This is a genomic window from Pedobacter indicus, from assembly GCF_003449035.1.
Taxonomy (GTDB): Bacteria; Bacteroidota; Bacteroidia; order Sphingobacteriales; family Sphingobacteriaceae; genus Albibacterium; species Albibacterium indicum.
The window spans coordinates 2,543,085-2,561,050 of sequence record NZ_QRGB01000001.1; the positions used below are offsets into that span (position 1 = coordinate 2,543,085).

General features: G+C 44.5%; 13 protein-coding genes. 3 read left to right on the top strand and 10 right to left on the bottom strand.

Annotated features, from left to right (window positions below; all coding sequences use genetic code 11):
* Window positions 1-53: 53 nt before the first annotated feature.
* The 3 genes from D3P12_RS15785 to D3P12_RS15790 all read left to right on the top strand — a co-directional run bounded on the left by D3P12_RS15785 (window position 54) and on the right by D3P12_RS15790 (window position 956).
* A complete protein-coding gene (locus tag D3P12_RS15785; protein ID WP_394341527.1) occupies window positions 54-287 on the top strand; it encodes a LytR/AlgR family response regulator transcription factor in 234 nt (77 codons plus the stop codon).
* Window positions 288-388: 101 nt separating this feature from the next.
* Window positions 389-616 (top strand): hypothetical protein, encoded by a 228-nt coding sequence (locus D3P12_RS11280; RefSeq protein ID WP_118195566.1) that lies wholly within the window; start codon window positions 389-391, stop codon window positions 614-616.
* 22 nt (window positions 617-638) lie between these two features.
* Window positions 639-956 (top strand): type II toxin-antitoxin system RelE/ParE family toxin, encoded by a 318-nt coding sequence (locus D3P12_RS15790; protein ID WP_157970328.1) that lies wholly within the window; start codon window positions 639-641, stop codon window positions 954-956.
* Window positions 957-1,112: 156 nt separating this feature from the next.
* On the opposite strand, the gene D3P12_RS11290 is transcribed toward D3P12_RS15790, so the two are convergent.
* The 10 genes from D3P12_RS11290 to D3P12_RS11335 form a co-directional block, all read right to left on the bottom strand.
* Window positions 1,113-1,460 (bottom strand): anti-sigma factor, encoded by a 348-nt coding sequence (locus D3P12_RS11290; protein WP_118195570.1) that lies wholly within the window; start codon window positions 1,458-1,460, stop codon window positions 1,113-1,115.
* 183 nt (window positions 1,461-1,643) lie between these two features.
* On the bottom strand, window positions 1,644-2,783 hold the full coding sequence (locus D3P12_RS11295; protein ID WP_118195572.1) for an acyl-CoA thioester hydrolase/BAAT C-terminal domain-containing protein: 1,140 nt from the start codon (window positions 2,781-2,783) through the stop codon (window positions 1,644-1,646).
* A 33-nt stretch (window positions 2,784-2,816) separates the two neighbouring features.
* A complete protein-coding gene (locus D3P12_RS11300) occupies window positions 2,817-4,337 on the bottom strand; it encodes a RagB/SusD family nutrient uptake outer membrane protein (protein ID WP_118195573.1) in 1,521 nt (506 codons plus the stop codon).
* Window positions 4,338-4,358: 21 nt separating this feature from the next.
* A complete protein-coding gene (locus D3P12_RS11305) occupies window positions 4,359-7,451 on the bottom strand; it encodes a SusC/RagA family TonB-linked outer membrane protein (protein ID WP_118195575.1) in 3,093 nt (1,030 codons plus the stop codon).
* A 27-nt stretch (window positions 7,452-7,478) separates the two neighbouring features.
* Window positions 7,479-9,002, bottom strand: a complete 1,524-nt coding sequence (locus tag D3P12_RS11310) for a PQQ-dependent sugar dehydrogenase (RefSeq protein ID WP_118195577.1) — start codon at window positions 9,000-9,002, stop codon at window positions 7,479-7,481.
* A 3-nt stretch (window positions 9,003-9,005) separates the two neighbouring features.
* Window positions 9,006-10,010: a Gfo/Idh/MocA family protein gene (locus D3P12_RS11315; RefSeq protein WP_118195579.1), complete on the bottom strand. Its 1,005-nt coding sequence runs from the start codon at window positions 10,008-10,010 to the stop codon at window positions 9,006-9,008.
* A complete protein-coding gene (locus D3P12_RS11320) occupies window positions 9,958-11,187 on the bottom strand; it encodes a Gfo/Idh/MocA family protein (RefSeq protein WP_118195581.1) in 1,230 nt (409 codons plus the stop codon). The genes D3P12_RS11315 and D3P12_RS11320 overlap by 53 nt, the downstream gene beginning before the upstream one ends.
* A 51-nt stretch (window positions 11,188-11,238) precedes the next feature.
* A complete protein-coding gene (locus tag D3P12_RS11325) occupies window positions 11,239-12,636 on the bottom strand; it encodes an amidohydrolase (RefSeq protein ID WP_118195582.1) in 1,398 nt (465 codons plus the stop codon).
* A gap of 13 nt (window positions 12,637-12,649) precedes the next feature.
* Window positions 12,650-14,365, bottom strand: a complete 1,716-nt coding sequence (locus D3P12_RS11330; protein ID WP_118195584.1) for a RagB/SusD family nutrient uptake outer membrane protein — start codon at window positions 14,363-14,365, stop codon at window positions 12,650-12,652.
* 20 nt (window positions 14,366-14,385) lie between these two features.
* Entirely contained in the window at window positions 14,386-17,859 is a 3,474-nt protein-coding gene (locus D3P12_RS11335) for a TonB-dependent receptor (RefSeq protein ID WP_157970329.1), read from the bottom strand.
* Window positions 17,860-17,966: the final 107 nt, after the last annotated feature.

Below are 17,966 nucleotides of genomic sequence, written 5' to 3' on the forward strand. Positions count from 1 at the left end.
ATTACTGCAATAAAACAAATATATATTGAAATATAAAAAGCATCGTTCACTTTATTGATATCCTTTACGCGGAAGCGGACGGGAATTATACGCATATCTATACGGTAGACCGAAAGTATACGCTGCGCGCTAACCTGAAGCGCACGCACCAGGAGGTGCTGAACCATGATTGGTTTAAGCGGGTGCATAAGTCTTTTGTGGTAAACGAACGCCACATTGATAAGATTCTGCACACGCATGTGATGCTGAGGTCTGGTGAGGTGATTCCGGTGAGTAAGAATTATTGATTCACAAAGGTGCTGAAAATGATAGGTGGGGCTAGTGAGGGGGAAATTTCATATATTTGTGGTAGAGGCAAATATTGTCATTTTATTAAATATAAGAAGCTATGAAATTAACGATAAATATCGAAGGGGAAGCCGCTGAACGAAAAATCAAGGCACTGCTAGATAAGTTAGGGGTGGAATATTCAATCGACAAAGATAGTCAGTCTTATAAATGGTGGGAGGATCAACTACTGGTTCAAGAATTACATGAACGTTCTCAGCGGCTAAAATCAGGACAAGACGTAGGTGTAACTTTTGATGAAGTAAAACGCCGGTTAAATTCTAAATAAATAGATAGTATAATCAAAAAAAGTGTCGCTCACAGTTATTCTTTCTTCAGTTGCAGAAATGGAATTGCAGGAATCTTACGAATGGTATGAGTATAAACAAGCGGGATTGGGTGAAAGGTTTCTTGGACAAATTGAGGCATCGATTAATGCAATTGTTCTTAATCCCGAATTATATCCAATAAAAATTAGATCATTTCGCCAATACGTTGTATCCAAATTTCCATATATTATTGTCTATGAACTAATTTCAGAGCAACGATTAATACATATCCTTCATATATTTCATACTGATAGAAATCCAGTTAGAATTACGAAAAATCTTGGGAACTATGACAGCTGAGCACACCTAGGTTCATCAAATCTAATAGGAAATTGTCTTTTGGATCTCGGCTTAGGAAATGGGTAGGTTGAATTTGTGTCGAAGATAACCCTAATTTGGTTATTTAAACATCATAATTTTAAACCAGCGATTAATTGGAGTGCTGATTAAAGTGTACTAACCACTATGGGTATTTATAGAATCACGGTCACCCTCCTTCCTTCTAGGCCAATCTAGCTTCTCTGTTTGATAAGAGCTTTGAAACAAATAAATGAAAAGGAAAATAACTGAAAAAGAGGCAGCAATAGCAAGTACAGCCGGACGACGTTTTTTTTTATAGATGTTTTGTATTATGAAAGTCCAAATTCGTTTTTGAGTACGAATTTTATGCCCATCACTTGTCCACTTCCAATCGCTAGATTTTACTCGGTTTTCTAACCAGGATTCTACAATTTTTCTTTCATAATCCGTGCAGATGCCGTCTATATATTTTTGTAAAAGGACTTTGTAGTCTTTCTGCTTCATTGGATCATACGGTTTAATAATAGAAGCAATAAGAGCTCCTTAAATCTAAGAGCTTTTATTTATCAAACAGTAGACTATGAATCGGAAAATATTTTACAACTTCCTGTTTATCAGCAACAAAATATTATCATTTGTAAGATCATAATCGAAGGCACCTCACTCGAGGTAAATTTAGAGAATAGATTATGGTTTCATTAAAAACTTCTCAAAAAAGGCATAAGCGATGTCATTTGCTTCTTTATCCGGTCGGTGCGTAGGCCGGTTAGTCATCCCTACCCGATCATCATAACCTAGTAGCTTGTTCACGGCTATAGTCGAATTCAACGGGATCCAGCGCTCTGGTGGGTCTTCAGATCCGCCAGACACCAAAAAAGGTCGCGGCGCCATCAGGGCATGCAATTCATGCAGATCATAACCGTTCTTAACAAGCTCTGGATAAAGGCCTTGTGCGGGGTTATCTCCTGTAATGAGTGCTCTTTTACGCCAAGGTTTAGGATGATAGCCGAGATACCAGGGTTCCCAATAGTTGACCGCAATGCGACTTTCGTCGAATACGATTCCAGGATCAGACCAAACGGCTGCAGCGAATTTGTCATAAAGCGTTGAGGCAAACATGGACCATTTTCCACCGAAAGATAAACCGATGATACCGATCTTGCTGCCGTCTACCTCTGGTCTTTTGGCCAATGCTTCCAGAGCATTGGCGCCGGCATAACCCAACATGGAAAGGGGCTCTACTTCAGCATGTTCGATACTGGGGTAATAGAGTGAATAGGTTTTGGCTTTGGTAGCTTCGGTGGTGCCGATGGAAAGACTAACGAAGCCTCTTTTGGTGAGCTGGTAGGCAAAGTCAAAATGTGGTACGTCCCTGCCCTGCCCGATAGCGGTTTCGGGTTCGTAGAAGACGCTGATGACGGCTGGGCGCTTACCCGTTGTGGGGTTCTTGCCGGGAACATCATCGTCCGGAACGAGCAGGTAGCCTTCGGTACTTTCATTAGGTAGCCACTTGAATCGTACTTTATACTGTGTAAAGTCTTCACGCTTGGTACTGCTGAGGATCTCGAGCTGCTGGTCGGTTATCACGTCCGGCCACTCGCCCATCAATTCCATCCACCGCTCGCGGATTTCCTTTCTGCGTTCTGCCCAGTCGGCTGTGGTTTTTACCTGCCGACCGTCGTAAAATTGAAGGACGTTCCGGTAGTCGCCAAATTTGCCCTGAAATTCGGGAGGTGGGGTGAAGTATTGGGAGATGTCTAAGGATTGCGCAAAGCTGCCGAAACAGCCTGCGCAAATAAATAAAAGGATACTTGATATTGTTTTCATTACTACATAATTTCGTTCTGAGCCAGTTAGCACTTAAAACGTATAACCGGGATTCTGCTCCAAGGCCTTGTTCCGCTCCCATGCTTCGCGAGGTATGGGAAGAAGGATGGGCTGAGTTTGTAACCAAGGTTTGCTGTCTACATTAAGCTGTGCGAAATTTGGACGGTTTTCACGGATAAAATCGATAAAGCGCCCTCTTCGGTTAAGATCGGAGAAGGCTCCGGCTGATTCCCAGATAAACTCCATTCTTCTTTCATAGAAAATAGCATCGAGTACAGCATCCTTTCCTAAGGCGGTTGACTTGGCATCAAGTTCTGCTCGTTGACGGATCAGGTTAACTTGTGCCATAGCTTCGGCACTGCGGCCGACTTCATTCAGGGCCTCAGCATAGTTTAACAGGATTTCGGCATAACGCAAAACAGGTGCGTTGACACCGGACATGCCGATGGTCGCTTTTTGCCAGTACTTGGTGGTTATATACCCGGTTTTAGACCATCCGTCTGGCACGCTGGTAGGCATAACAAAGTCTGGCATATCTTGATGAGGTTCGCCCGGGCCAATGATAACATCCCAATAGCGTTCGTCTTTAATCTTACCGCTACCGTCTTTCTCAAAGGCATTTACCCAATGGCCTTGTGGAACGAAATTGCTCCAAGCTCCTGAACCTGTGAACTCAGATGGTGCGCCGCGTGGTGCGGTACGGTAAACAATGTTGCTCCCTTCGCCGTCATTTCCACCACGGAATTGGGTAGCAAAGACGATCTCTTCATTGGCTTCATTTTCTTCTTTGAAGATGTCTCTGAAGTTTTCAACCAAACCATAGTGACCTGAATTGATGATCTCTTCACTGACACGAACTACATCAGCCCATTTCTCTTGCCACAGGTAGGCTTTGGCCAAGAAACCCTGAGCGGCACCCTTTGTAGCACGACCAAAGTCGTCGCCTTCCCAGGTTTCAGGCAATACGGCAATGGCTTCGGTTAGATCGGTTTCAATCTGTGCCCAAACTTCTTCTGCGGTAGCACGGGGAATCTCCATCTCGGAACTGGCATCAAGTTCTTCTAAAACAAGGGGTACGCCGCCGAAATAGTTGACCAGGCGATAGTAATAGATAGCACGCAGGAACTTGGCTTGTGCCAATATTTTTTCTTTAACATCGGCATCCAGCTCTTCCATCTGACTGACGCGTGATATCGTAAAGTTGGCGCGACTAACACCGGTATAGGTCTGCTGATACATGTCACGGATTTTCGTGTTGCTGGCGGGAAGTGCCAATGTGTGGATTTCAATACGAGCTGCCGATCCGTCCATTTCATAGAGATCGCCACTCATAGCCCATTCAATATCAGCTGCATCAATCGAAACGCCATAGGTTTGGTTGGGTTGTAATTGTCCATAGACACCGGTTAGTGCTTGTTGGGCGTCTGATTCGGTTTGGAAAAAGTTAAGATCGGTTAACTGGTCTTTGGGGGTAAGTGTTAGAAATTCGTCGCCGCACGATGATACGATGCTGACGCAAATAATGGCTGTTATATATTTTATGATCGTTTTCATAATATCTTTTGAATTTGAATTCTAGAGTGAGAGATTTAAACCAAAGCTAATCGTACGCGGCATAGGATATACACCATCATCTATCCCTGCCCGGATGGGATTGGTGCTTCCCACCTCTGGATCAAAACCTGAATAATTGGTGAACGTGAAAAGGTTCTGCGCGCTGACGTATAGCCGAACACTTTTGAATGTCTTGGTTCTTTCAAGCAAACCTGCCGGAAGGCTATAACCTAGAATCACATTCCGAATGCGCAGATAGTCGCCGTCTTCAATGTAAAAAGAAGAAGCGTTGGCGTAGTTACCATTGGAATCTACATATTTGAGTTGTGGGATTTCATTTTTTCCGCTTCCGGGTGTCCACCGGTCGAGAACCTCAATAGCGCTGTTAACGACGCCGGAACCACCGAAATATTTCATCGGGTAGGTTGAGAATTTATTGGAATGGAAAATCTGGTTACCGGCTACACCTTGCAACATCAGGTTAAAGTCAAAGCCTTTGTAAGTCAGGTCGAAATTAGCACCGTACATGATATCCGGCCATGGGGTTCCGAGTTCGACACGGTCGAGGTCAGTCAGCAGGTTATCACCATTGATGTCTTTGAACTTGAAGTCACCTGCTACCGCATTAGGCTGTAGGCTTCTATTGACTTCTTCGTTGGTCTGATAGATGCCATCTACCACGAAGCCTCGATAGTAGCCGATGGGCCGACCTACTTCGGTGTAAGATGCGCTCATGCTCGTATATTGCAGTGTGGGTCCGTTGATTGGGCGACCGACACCGAGACTTTTAACAACATTGGTAAGCGTGGAAAAGTTTCCGTTGATACTGAAATACAGATCACCAACGGTTTTCTGATAGCCTAATGCAAATTCAAAACCTTTGTTCTGCACTTCACCTCCGTTGACCGATGGTGCTGAAGCAAAACCAGCTTCATAGGAAACCGGTAGGTTTACCAGCATGTCTTTCGTATTTTTGATGTAGTAGTCGGCCGTCAAAGACACCGCATTTTCAAAAAGGGTGGCATCAATACCGATATTGGTCTGCTGTGTGGTTTCCCATTTCAGGTCGGGATTACCCGGTCTGGAAAGAGAGGCACCGAGTACCAGATCCTGGCTGGGGCCGAAAACGTAATTATCGCTCCCCGTGCCGCTACGGATGGTATTGAGATAACCGAAAGCCCCGATAGCATCGTTACCCAATTCACCCCAGCTAGCTCTGATTTTTAAGGAGTTCAAAAAGTTTGCATCGGCGAGGAATGCCTCATCGGAGATGTTCCAACCGGCAGACACCGAAGGGAAATTACCCCATTTGTTGTTAGGGCCAAAATTGGATGATCCGTCGCGACGGATACTGGCTGAAAACAGGTACTTGTCTTTATAGGCGTAATTCACACGGGCCAGATAGGAAGCGAGTGTATAATCTCCTTTTGTTCCGTTAGCTTCACGTAAATCTGACTTACTACCGTTGATGATTTGCAATTGTTCGTTCGCAAACTCCCGACCGATGGCCGTGATCCAGTCAGTTTGGCTGCGCTGCGCTGTTTGACCCACTACAGCCGACAGGCTATGGTCACTGAAGGTTTTAGAGTAAGATAAGGTATTTTCGATAAGCCAGGTCATGTCTTCGGTCGCTGTTTCACTTAGATAAGCCTGTAGATTACGATAGTGTCCGCGATCGACCGTAGGCTCCCACGCACGATTACGGTTGTTATCGTGATCGATCCCTACGCTGGATTTGAAGGTCAAATCGGGTATAATTTCATAGGTTCCAAATACATTTCCGAAAACGCGGCTGTTACGAAGTCGGTTGTCCATAGATTGTGCTCTGAGAACAGGATTATCACCTTGCGTAGTATAATAAGCTGAATTTCCGTCGATCACAGAACCCGGTCCTAATGTCGGATAATATTGTTGTGCAAGGTTAAAAATACCACGATTCATGACCTGATTTTGCTGGCCTTGTCCCTGTGTATAGGTATAGGCCAGGGAGCCGCCGAAGGAAAGCTTATCGCTTGCCGTTAGGTCAGCAGTAAAACGTCCCGTATAACGCGAATAACCAGTCTCGATCATCGTACCCTGCTGATCCATATACCCTAGGGAGGCAGATGCTTTCAGCTTTTCGGTGCCACCTGTTGCTCTAAAATCATAGTTTTGAATGGGTGCTGTGCGAAAAACCTGGTCGATCCAGTTGGTCCCTGCTCCGAAAGAAGCGGGATCTGCCCATTCCGGATTTGGTGTCATACCCGAATTGGTATACAGTTCATTGGCGAGCGTAGCAAATTGTTCTGCGTTAAGAAACTCAGGACGTCTCCAAAGATCCTGCACCCCATAGGATGAATTTAAGGTGATGCGCGCCTGCCCTTCTTTACCGCGCTTGGTCGTGATGAGGATAACGCCATTAGCAGCGCGAGCACCGTAAATTGCCGCTGAGGCCGCATCTTTGAGCACTTCAATAGACTCAATATCAGCTGGATTAATTACCGAAAGGCCGTCGATCCGATCGGAACTTCGGCTGATACTCATGGCACCGGCACTGATCGGAAAACCGTCGACTACATATAAAGGCTGATTGCCGCCAGTGGTTCCAACACCACGGATACGTACAGAAGCTGAACTGCCCGGCGCGCCGGAAGTCTGTGAGATGTAGACACCGGGAACTTTACCCTGGATAGCTGAAGTAAAACTGGGTGTCTGCACTTTCACAATATCCTCTGCTTTAACGGAAGAAATAGCACCTGTAAGATCCCTCCTGCGCTGTGTACCATAACCTACGACAACAACTTCATCGAGATCTGAAATGGAAGCTTTAAGCACAACGTTGATGCTGCTTCCATCGACAACCCGCTCTTCACTAACAAAACCGATCATATTGAATACCAGTGTAGCACCATTTTCGGCCTGAATGGTATAACGGCCTTCGGAGTCAGTGGTGCTGGCCACCTGCGTTCCCTGCACCTGAACCGTTACGCCCGGCAAAGGCAGTCCGGTTTCATCCGAGACGGTTCCTCTAATCTGCTGTTGGATGTGTACCGACTTTGTCTTTTTCCCATGGGCGGTAACGTTACCGACATGAAAAGTAAAGAACAGAAATAAAAGAAATAGAGTGTGTTTCATAATTTTTAGGATTTGAGTGGACTAAAGTTAATAATTTTTTAACTCGTTAACGTTAACGGAATCCAATTTATTTCCAAAAGACGTTCTCACGTAATTCAATATTTTGTTAAGCTGATCGTCTTCTAGGAAGGAAAACGCGGGCATTGCAAAATCATAATCTTCTGTATCGCGTCCGTTTTTTACAGTTTCGATCAATTGCTGGCCGTCTGCCACCACTGCTGAGTTGGCGAGCGGCGGATAGATATCCTTAAGTCCCTCTCCTTTTCCTTTGTGGCAGGAGAAGCAGTATTGCTGATAGAGGCTTTCGCCGGTAGCCAGTTCCTGACTAGACTCCTCCATTGTTTTTCCTTTCAATGGTTCTTTGGTAGCACGGTCGACACGCGCAATGCGCAAGATTCGGTCATCTTTCTCAGCAGGTTCAGTCATGGGGTTCCAGTCGTGATTGGATGTAGATATGTAGATATCGCCTGCGGGCGAGACACAAAGTGCGCGGATGCGGCCATACAGTTTCTCAAGAAAGATCTCCTCACGGATGATTTCATTTCCTTCATCATTGAGGTTCAATACACGAAGCCCCTGCCCTTTTAGCATAACGAGCAGGAGAGCATGATCCCATTCAGGGATTTGAGAGTTCTTTCTCGGATAATAATCAATATCCGCTGGCGCGATGGTAGGTGTCCAAGCCATTAGCGGCGGAATGGTATTGTGTTCCTTTTCGAAAGCACGTTCGAGTTCATTGTCGACCACACCTTCGATATTAGGGAAACCATAGTTTCCGCCCGCTTGGATGAGGTTAACCTCATCTTCTGTTGCATCGCCATGTTCTGAAATATAGATGACTCCGTCTGGCGTTGTCGTCAATCCCTGCATATTTCTAAAACCCAGAGCATAGATCAATGAATTTGGGAAAGGATTATCGTCTGGAACCTTTCCATCCAGATCCATACGCAATATCTTACCATTGATATTATCAAGGTTTTGGGGATGATCTTTTATGGCCTGGTCGCCCGTGGCCCAGAGGATTCGGTCGGTTCCATGGAATGCCAGTCGCGATCCCGTATGTCCGCGTCCGGCTGTATCCGTGAGTAGTATCTTTTCATCAACGAGGGTATCATTCTGATAAGTAAAGCGGGCCAGGATATTAAAACGAACACTATCTTCATTGAATTTTTTATAATGGAGGTAAACATACGGGTACTGATCCTGATCGGGATGCACGATAAAGGATTGCAGACCTTCAGGACGTTTACCGATAGGCAATTGCAAAACGAGGTGCTTTTCACCAGTTTCCGGGTTGACGCGATAGAGTGTACCCCGCTCTTCGCTCACCCAGATATAGTCGTCCGGTCCCCATACCAGTTCCCAAGGCACCAGCAAACTATCGGTAATTACGCTGACACCCAGCACGGTTGAGTCGAGTTGGATATTTTCCTCGATTTCCTGGGTAAAAACCTGTGCAGGCTTTTGCCGGCAACTCAGGATAGCGATGCTTGCGAATGCAAGGGCGATAAGGATATTTTTAAAATGTCTTTTCCTGTATTTTATTTTCATAATCTAGATACTTTTCTCGGATATATCGATTTTTACTGGAACACCGCCTTGCTTTTTGCTCTCTTCGGCGGCAAAGATAAAGGCGAATATTTCCAGTGTTTCTTTGAGCGTGACGGGAGGAATTTTGGTATCGAAGAATTCAACAATAGCAAGTGCCAAAGGTTCATAACCCTCGAAGCCGCCAAGATCGACCGGTCCCTGTGCTGAAAAAGCTGTCCCACCGAATGCGGTTTTTCCTTTACGGATGCCGCGGTAGGTGCCCACGCGGCCGTCCGCCCATAAGGCTGTTAAAAGATCATAATCGTCGGTCGCTATTCGTTGCACCTGTACGCATCCGCTACCCATAACCGAAAATAGCATTTCGATCCCGTGAATGGCGTACCAGAGCAGTTCTGGCAGTGAGGGTTCGAAGCTGGCTGAGCTAAACGTGTGGGCTCCGATAATCTCTGCCTCTTTTGCTGTCTGTAACTCCTTTATCTTACTGATAAAACGTAATGACGAAGAAGAAAAGACAGGTGTATTGTATTCTTCTGCCGCTTTATAAATAGCCATCGCATCTTCAAGTGTACCGGCAAGTGGTTTGTCGATAAACAAAGGTTTCCCTGCCTGGATAACAGGAAGAGCCTGTTCGAAGTGGACATGACCATCATTACTGGTCAGAATGACCTGATCAACTTCTTGCAGCAATTTCTCAATAGAATCGACAATCTGGACACCCATTTCGGTAACGGCTGTTGTGTACTTAGGAATATTCTTCTTTCTGTATTCCAAATCCTTACTGCCCTGCGGATAGGCATGAGTTACCTTATAACCAAGGTAATCTCCGCCTTTTTCCGAGTTAATTGCCGTTGTTAGGGCAACGGCATGCATGGCATCTAAGCCGATAATACCGATTCGTTTATTATTATTCATGTGGATAATGTCTCGTGCTATTCTATCAAATCGTGCTTTTTTACTAAATAGAATACTCAGGTTTCCAATGTTGTGTTTCTCCTGTCTCCATGGCATCCAAGCCCATACAAATAGCAATAGCACTATCCCTTCCTGTACTTACGTTAGATAAGGGAGTTCCACCATCGGCTATACAGTTATAAAAATCTTGCAATGCGTAGAGTGTTGGCTCAACACGCTTTTCTCCTGGCTCCAGATAGGGTATTTGAACTTTCTTTCCCGGTTCATCATTGGTAAGCGTAGCACCGGTTACACCATCTACGATTCCTAGAGTCTGCTTCGGATTTTTCGACTGGGTATATATAAAAGCATTGCTTCGACCAATTTCTATGGTAGCGTGCTGACCGATGACTCTGATTTGATAAGGGTTGCCCTCGTTAGCGTAAACTGATGTATAGGCCGCCTTAACCTTGTTCTCGTACTCGTAAATCGTTCTTACATTATCATGTGTGGTTCGCCCATCGTCAAAGAAGTCAATTCCGCCAATTCCAACTGTTTTAGCGGGGCGGCTTCCGACAAGATAACCTACGATATCGATCTGATGGGCACAGAGTTCTGAAAGCGGGCCACCACAAAGATCGCGGTACAGGCGCCAATTAATGAGCTTTTCCTGACTTGGGTCTTTAACCGGATAGCGCCAGTCGGCCGCACGGTTGTATTGACATTCAACGCTATACCCTCCCAACGTGCCTTTTTGGATAATTTCTTTGACTTTATGGTAAAGTGGAAAGTTTCGGTATTGAAACCCAACTTGAAGAACCAGGTTGGATTCTCGCACACGACGCACCATATCTAATGCCTGTTTTATCGTAAAAGCCATCGATTTTTCGACATAGACATGTTTATTTCTTTCGAGTGCAGCCACCGCCATGGGATAATGCAGGTATAAGGGCGTGGAAACAATGACGGCATCAACATTTCGATCTGCCAAGAGCTTCTCATAATCTGTATAACCTTTTGCTTTTTTTCCAGCTTTTTGCAAGGCTGCCTGGAGGTTTTCAGGAATCAGGTCACAACAGGCAACAACTTGTAGCTGCGGTACAGATTCGGCGATGGTATTGATCAGTCCCAAACCCCGCTTCCCTGTTCCAATGACCCCGATCCGGACAGCTTTTTTAGAAGTTGACAAAAAGTTTTCCTGTGCAAATACAGACGAGGTTGATGCAAGCATTCCGCTTAGTCCGACAGCGCTACTGGCTAAAAACTTTCTTCTATCGATTCGATTCGTTGACATAGCTTTTTATATATTGTATGTGATTTAAATAATTATTCTAATTCGGTTCTTTTAGTCAGGATTTCGCATAAGGTCGATTACTGCTAGGCTCATACTCAGTATACCAATCTCTAAAGTCGGATTCAGTTCGGGTCTATATTTACTGGAATGCGTGAAATAGGTTGGTGCTTTACCCGTTTCCGGATCAATTTCCGGTATACTGCCAAGTGAATAAAGCAAAGTAGGTATGGACGGCTCACTGCGGGTATAGTGTCCGAAATCTTCCCCAACCATCAGTGGATCCAGCTCTTCGACATTCTCAGCGCCGACAAGTTGTCTGAAAACTTCTGCAATCTGTTGTGTTAACTGCGGATCGTTGTACACCGAAGGTGTGTACTGTTCGCGTGTCTTAACTTCGGGAAAGTCCTTTTCAGCTACACCGCTAGCGATAGCAACACCTTCAGTGACCCTCTTGATTTTATCGAGCAACATTTGTCGTGTTTCGTCTCCATAGGAACGCATCGTCATCTCCAGATCAACTTCATTAGGGATGATATTTCCGCTTGTACCGCCGTGGATGGAGCCGACCGATAATACAGCAGGAGTTTCGATGGGAGACAACTCCCGAGCCGTGATACTTTGGAGACCCAGTATAATTTTGGATGCCATAATGATCGGGTCGATGGTTTTCTCTGGCGCTGCACCATGCCCTCCTTGCCCTTTTACTTTGATGCTGATGTTATCGACATTGGCGAGCGCATGCCCCGAAGTGTAACCAAGTTTTCCGGCTGGAAGAACAGCATTGACATGCAGTGCCAGACCATAATCTGGTCTTGGAAAACGAGTATAGAGTCCGTCATCCATCATTGCCTTGGCCCCGGCTCCTTTTTCTTCAGCTGGTTGGGCAATGAATACCAGCGTGCCCTTCCATTGTGATTTCATCTGCTGCAATACGCTGGCCACGCCAGTCCACACCGCCATGTGCATATCATGGCCGCAGGCATGCATCACAGGAATTTCGCTTCCCGTCGAATCTTTCACAGTAACATGACTGGCGTAGGGAAGATTGGTTTCTTCTTTGATGGGTAAGGCGTCCATGTCAGCCCTGACGAGGACGGTTGGTCCCTGCCCATTTTCCATGACACCTACAACTCCATAGCCGCCCACATTTTCAGTTACCTGAAAGCCTAGCTGCTGAAGTTGTTCTGCCATAAGCTTCGCCGTTTCTTTTTCGTGAAAAGAAAGCTCTGGGTTAGCGTGCAGATGCTTGTATAGCTTTTCGATGTCGGGAAGTTCGCGATCCACAATTCTTGTTGCCGTCTTGATTAATTTCGTTGGCAAGGGTGACTGTGCCAGTACCGGCTTATCAATGAAGATCAGGAATAAGACAGAAAGGCAAATAAGGGATAAATTGAATCCCCTATTTGCTTGCTGATGATGACTTATGTTCCTGTATTTTAAATCAATCATACATATGGGTTTACTACTTCCAACCCGGATTCTGTTCAAGGCTTGGATTTAACGTCAGCTGGTTTAATGGAAGCGGATTTAAATAGTCACGATTCACATCAAAACGGTAACCGTTTGGCAATGCGGCTTGGAAAGGATCCAGAAATCCATTTTCATCTGCTGGGAAAGAAGGAGTTATCGGAAACTGATCTTTTTTAGCACCTTTAGGTCTCTTGCCCACTATCAACTCGTCTGCTGCTGCCCAACGTGCGATATCATCCCAGCGAAGATCTTCTAATGCCATTTCCACTTTCCGCTCTCTTCTGATCTCATTGATTAGCGGAGAAAGGTCTGGGAAGTTCCAGTTCGGATCTGCAGTAATGTTGCTGATGACCAAATTTGGCATGCCAACCCGGTCGCGTAGCTTCTTAATGGTTTTATCTACATCGGCTTGGGTCGCTTCTCCCAATTCAGCTTTCGCCTCGATATAATTTAATAAAACTTCTGAATAGCGATAAAGAGGCGTCGGCGTTTCTTCAAAATTCAAGTGATGATACGCCATAATCGGGTTATAATCTTTCCGACGTACATAACCAGCCGGAGCAGCATGTGTGGTATTGCTATAAAGCTTATTATATACCTCCTGCCACTTTTTTACATTGCCTTCTGCATCGATTTGCCAGTCATGTGAGGTGTTGAAGATCGTCTGTTCAAATCGCGGATCGCGGTTCTCCATCTCTTTATTGATGTTAGCATAGCCTTGAAAAAGGTTGCTGACTGTAATAGGTTGACCGTCCGTACAGAGATAGGAATCTGCTAAATCTTTGGTGAGACTGTAACCAGCTGGTGTTTCGAGACGATATAATTTACTGGTACTATGAATACCTTGACTTAAGTCCATTTTTATCCAAAATAACACTTCAGGATTAGTCGCATAATCGCGTAAACCAAAAAGCTCATAATAATCATTGTCCGGATTGCCGGTTGTATAAATATCATAAAGTCCAGAATTCATAATCTGTTCAGCAGCTTCTATTGCCTTGTTAAAATACTTTTGAGGGTTAGGATTCGAAACCCCAAAAGCAGTACCTGCATGGTATTTTTCCCACGACCCCTCGTAAAGAGCAACACGCGATTGGATCAGTAAAGCAATCCATTTATTAACCCTCGTACCGTCATCTATCTTGCTTTCAGTCAAATACATGGCGGCTGTATCGAGATGAGCAATGATTTTGTCGGCAACCTCGTTTCTCGGATTACGTCCTTCATACAACTCAGGCGATTCCGTCGTCAATACCTTATCCAACCATTGCACATCGCCGAAGCTTCTCAATAAATCATAATAGAAGAAAGCTTTAAAGAAATGGGCTTCCCCAACGTATTGTTTGTATTCATCAAACTCGCCTTCTATGTTATGATAATTTTCAAAAAAATAATTGACACTACGAATCTTAGTATAATTTAACGCAGGTGCCGAATTCACTGTGCGGTTACCTTCGAGCCGACTATCAACGCCGGTTTGTGATATATACAGATCGCTATTCCGATCACCACCGGCTATCGTACGAATATTAAAAACCCCACGTTCATAAAATTGGTTGACATAAAGTTTCGCATCATTTGGTTTCTCAAAGAAGAAATCCTCTGCCACTTCGTCTAATGGATATTTGTCTAAAAAATCTTCTTTGCTGCAGGCCATAGCAAAAAGACATACAGCAAGTAAACCGGTAATATATTTGAATTTATTCATGATTTCTCTTTTTTTAGGTTCTAAAATGTCAAGTTAATACCCACAGAAAACATCTGATTAATTGGATAAATTTCGCCCATATCAACCCCTCCGTCACGTGGATTAGAGGCGACAACCGTTTCCGGTTCATACAGACTTGGTAAACTCGAAAAGGTCAGTAAGTTCTCACCGGACACATAGATTCTAGCTCGATGAATAAAAAGCCTATCCAAAACGTTGGCTGGCAGTGTATAACCAACCTGTACATTTTTGAGGCGAACATAAGCTGCATTGAGTACGTAACGACTTTGATCGCGTATATTCTTACTGCGCTCCGCAGAAAAATAAGGTTTGGGGAAATAAGAGTCTGTATTCGGCCCCAAAATATTGGATTCATCAGCCGGACGCCAATAGTCTAACATATTACCGCCTTTAAATAGACCCGAACTATTTGGTGCAGCCATTAAACCCCAAAAATATTCAGAAGTAGTATTCGGCAGGAAATCGCGCTTTCCAACACCTTGCCAGAACATATTAAAATCTAAACTCTTCCATTGAAAACCAGCCATCAGACCGAAGTTATAACGTGGGCTGGTATTGGCAATTACGGAAAGATCTCCGTGGTCGTCAACCGTTCTACTACCCTCATTGATAATTCCATCACCATTCAAATCTTTGTAAACAATGTCTCCTGGCCCCCATTTGGTATGATAAAAGGACTGATCGGGCATTTGTTCTCCCTCTTGCTGAATAATGCGATCTGTGGTTAGGCCCCATATTTCACCATAATCTTTCCCGCTATACCATCCGGTCACTAAAGGGGAAGATGTAGCGTATTCAAGAATAGTTGTTCGACTGTCCGCTACATTCAACCGTACATTATAGGTTAAATCCTCTGAAATTTGATCTTTCCAACCAACCGTAAGCTCAAAACCCTTAGTCGAGAGTTTCGCATTGTTTGCTGACGGCACCGAGGCTCCAATTGTTGATGGCAACTGGATAGCCGCCCCGAGCATGTCTGATGTTACACGATTGTACCAGTCGAAAGTTAAGTCCAATTTTCCATTTAAAAACATGGCGTCCAATCCAAAATCAAGCGTTGTAATCGTTTCCCAGGTGATATCCTCACTTAGCAAACCTGGTGCGCTAGCATACAAAGGGATTTCATTTCCTACGATATATCCTGGATTTGATGCGTTATCCAAAATACGTCGATACTGAATTGGGATCCTCGCCAAGTAGAGATAGTTAGCAACGTTTTGATTACCAAGCGAACCGTATGACCCTCTAATCTTTAGATTATTAACTTTGTCGCGAATAGGTTCCCAGAAATCTTCCTGTGAAATATTATAACCAGCGGATACCGACGGAAAGAAACCCCAACGATGATCTGGTGCGAAACGCGAAGATCCATCGTAGCGCGCTGAAACCTCCAACAAGTATTTTTCGTCAAAGTTGTAATTGATACGACCAAAGACTCCTTGAGTTGTCCAATGAGCCATATTATCATCGAGCGTAAAGTCTCCCGTTGCCGTACTAATGGACGGTATTTCTTCGGTTACAAGATCCATTTTGTAACCTGCCAGGCCTTTGGTTTTGTCAATATCTTGCTCGTAACCAACCATCCCTTTCAAATAATGTCCGCCCAATTGTTTCTCATAAGAAGTAAACATACTCAAGAGGTTATATTCCCCTTGGCGAAGCGTTGAACGGTAACCCGACGCGGCCTCCCCTATATTTCCCCACGTGCCATTTGGAATGGGTACGGGTACAGGCTTCGGATTCTGGGAGTTTGAGCCCCAACGGTAATTGTACTTAAAGGCGATATTGGTCTTCCACCCTTCAATAGGCTCTATCTCCGTACCTAGATTTAACCAAAGATCGTGACCCTCGTCAATGATTCTACCGCCGTTTTCCAATACAAGTATTAAAGGGTTGGCAATACTGCCATCAATGTTGTACATAGGCATTGTTGGCCAAAAGTCAATAAACTGCGACCAAGTATAGGTTCGTTCTAGACCTACCATACCGAGCGGTGTATTGGTTTTTGACCGTGCATAGCGGCTATTGAAAGAAAAGGACAACCAATCAGAAACTTCAGAGCTAAGATTCGCAAGGAGGTTATAACGTTTATAACCATCGTCACCCCAGGTAGAAGCCCCTGGCTGATCAAAAAAACCAGCATTCACGTAGAATTGATTCTTCGAGTCGCCACCGCTTAGTGTCACATTATGTTTTTGTTGCAAGAAAGATTGCTTGTAGTATTCACGTGTCCAATTGTAATTGGCATTACCGTCCCAGCGACCTCTCCATTGACTGGTTGGAGGGTTATCAGGGTCATATTCTGTGGGATAGGTTCCATCCAAATACCCTTTAATTCGTTCGATCTGACTTTCAGGGAATGTCGGATTAATACCAGCATTCGTGGCCGCCTGATTAAAAGCAGTAGCATAGGTCAATGAACTTTCCATATCGGGCACATAAATGGGTACCGTCATAGACATGTTATTGCTGTATTCCACACGAACGGGCTGATCTTTCGCACCTTTTTTCGTGGTAATTAGAACTACACCAAAAGCTGCTCTGGAACCGTAAACAGCAGAAGATGACGCATCCTTTAAGATTGATATATTTTCTACCGTTTCAGGGTCTATCAAGTTAATATTTGGTTGTTCCACCCCATCGACAAGAATGAGCGGGGTTGTGTTTCCTGAAATAGAGCCCACTCCCCTGATCTGCCACTTTTGTGTAGCACCGGGCTCGCCTCCAAAACTATTAAGAGCGATATTTGTACTAGGTGCGACACCTTGTAGCAACATGGACATGTTTGGTGATGGGCGGTTAACCAACTCTTCGCCATCGACAACATCAATCGCACCGGTCAGGTTAATTTTCTTTTGCATACCGTAACCGACAACGACCACTTCATTCAGGTCAGCGATATCAGCAGATAATTGAACATTGATCTGCGCGTCAGATGTTACTTGCCGCTCTACCGGAGCGAAACCAATCATGGAGAATACGAGGGTAGTATTTTCTCCGGGTACATTGATCCGATAAGCACCATCGGCATTGGTTGTCGTACCAACTTGTGATCCTTTTACCTGTACAGTAGCGCCGGGTAAAGGAAGGCCTTCGTCATCGGCAACCGTTCCGGTAATCTCTCTTTGCTGGCGGACCGTGTTCTGAACAGCCTGTACACTGCTTGTTCTTGCCGGTCGTACTGCTTTGCGGACAGCAATGGTTTTATCCTCGATCACATAACTTAAATTATTATCTCCCAAAAACTGGTCGAGAAATTGGTTAAGCGGCATGTTCTTCGCACTGACATCTATATTGGGCGTTTCCTCAATAATGGAAATATCACAAATCAGATTGTACTGCGTTTGTTTTTTAATTTCTTTGAAAACACTTTCGATAGAAGCATTTTTCTTCGAAAGAGTTATCGTTTGTGCCAAGACTTCTGCGTTAACGTTAACGACACTCAGCAATAGAAACAAAATAATAAGTTTCATGAATATCAGATATTTAATAAGTGATATTTTGGTTATCTTTATCATAACTAAAAGGCAATTAAATAATGTAAGCAAGATTGTTTAAACTTTTGGTAGACCGGGGAAGC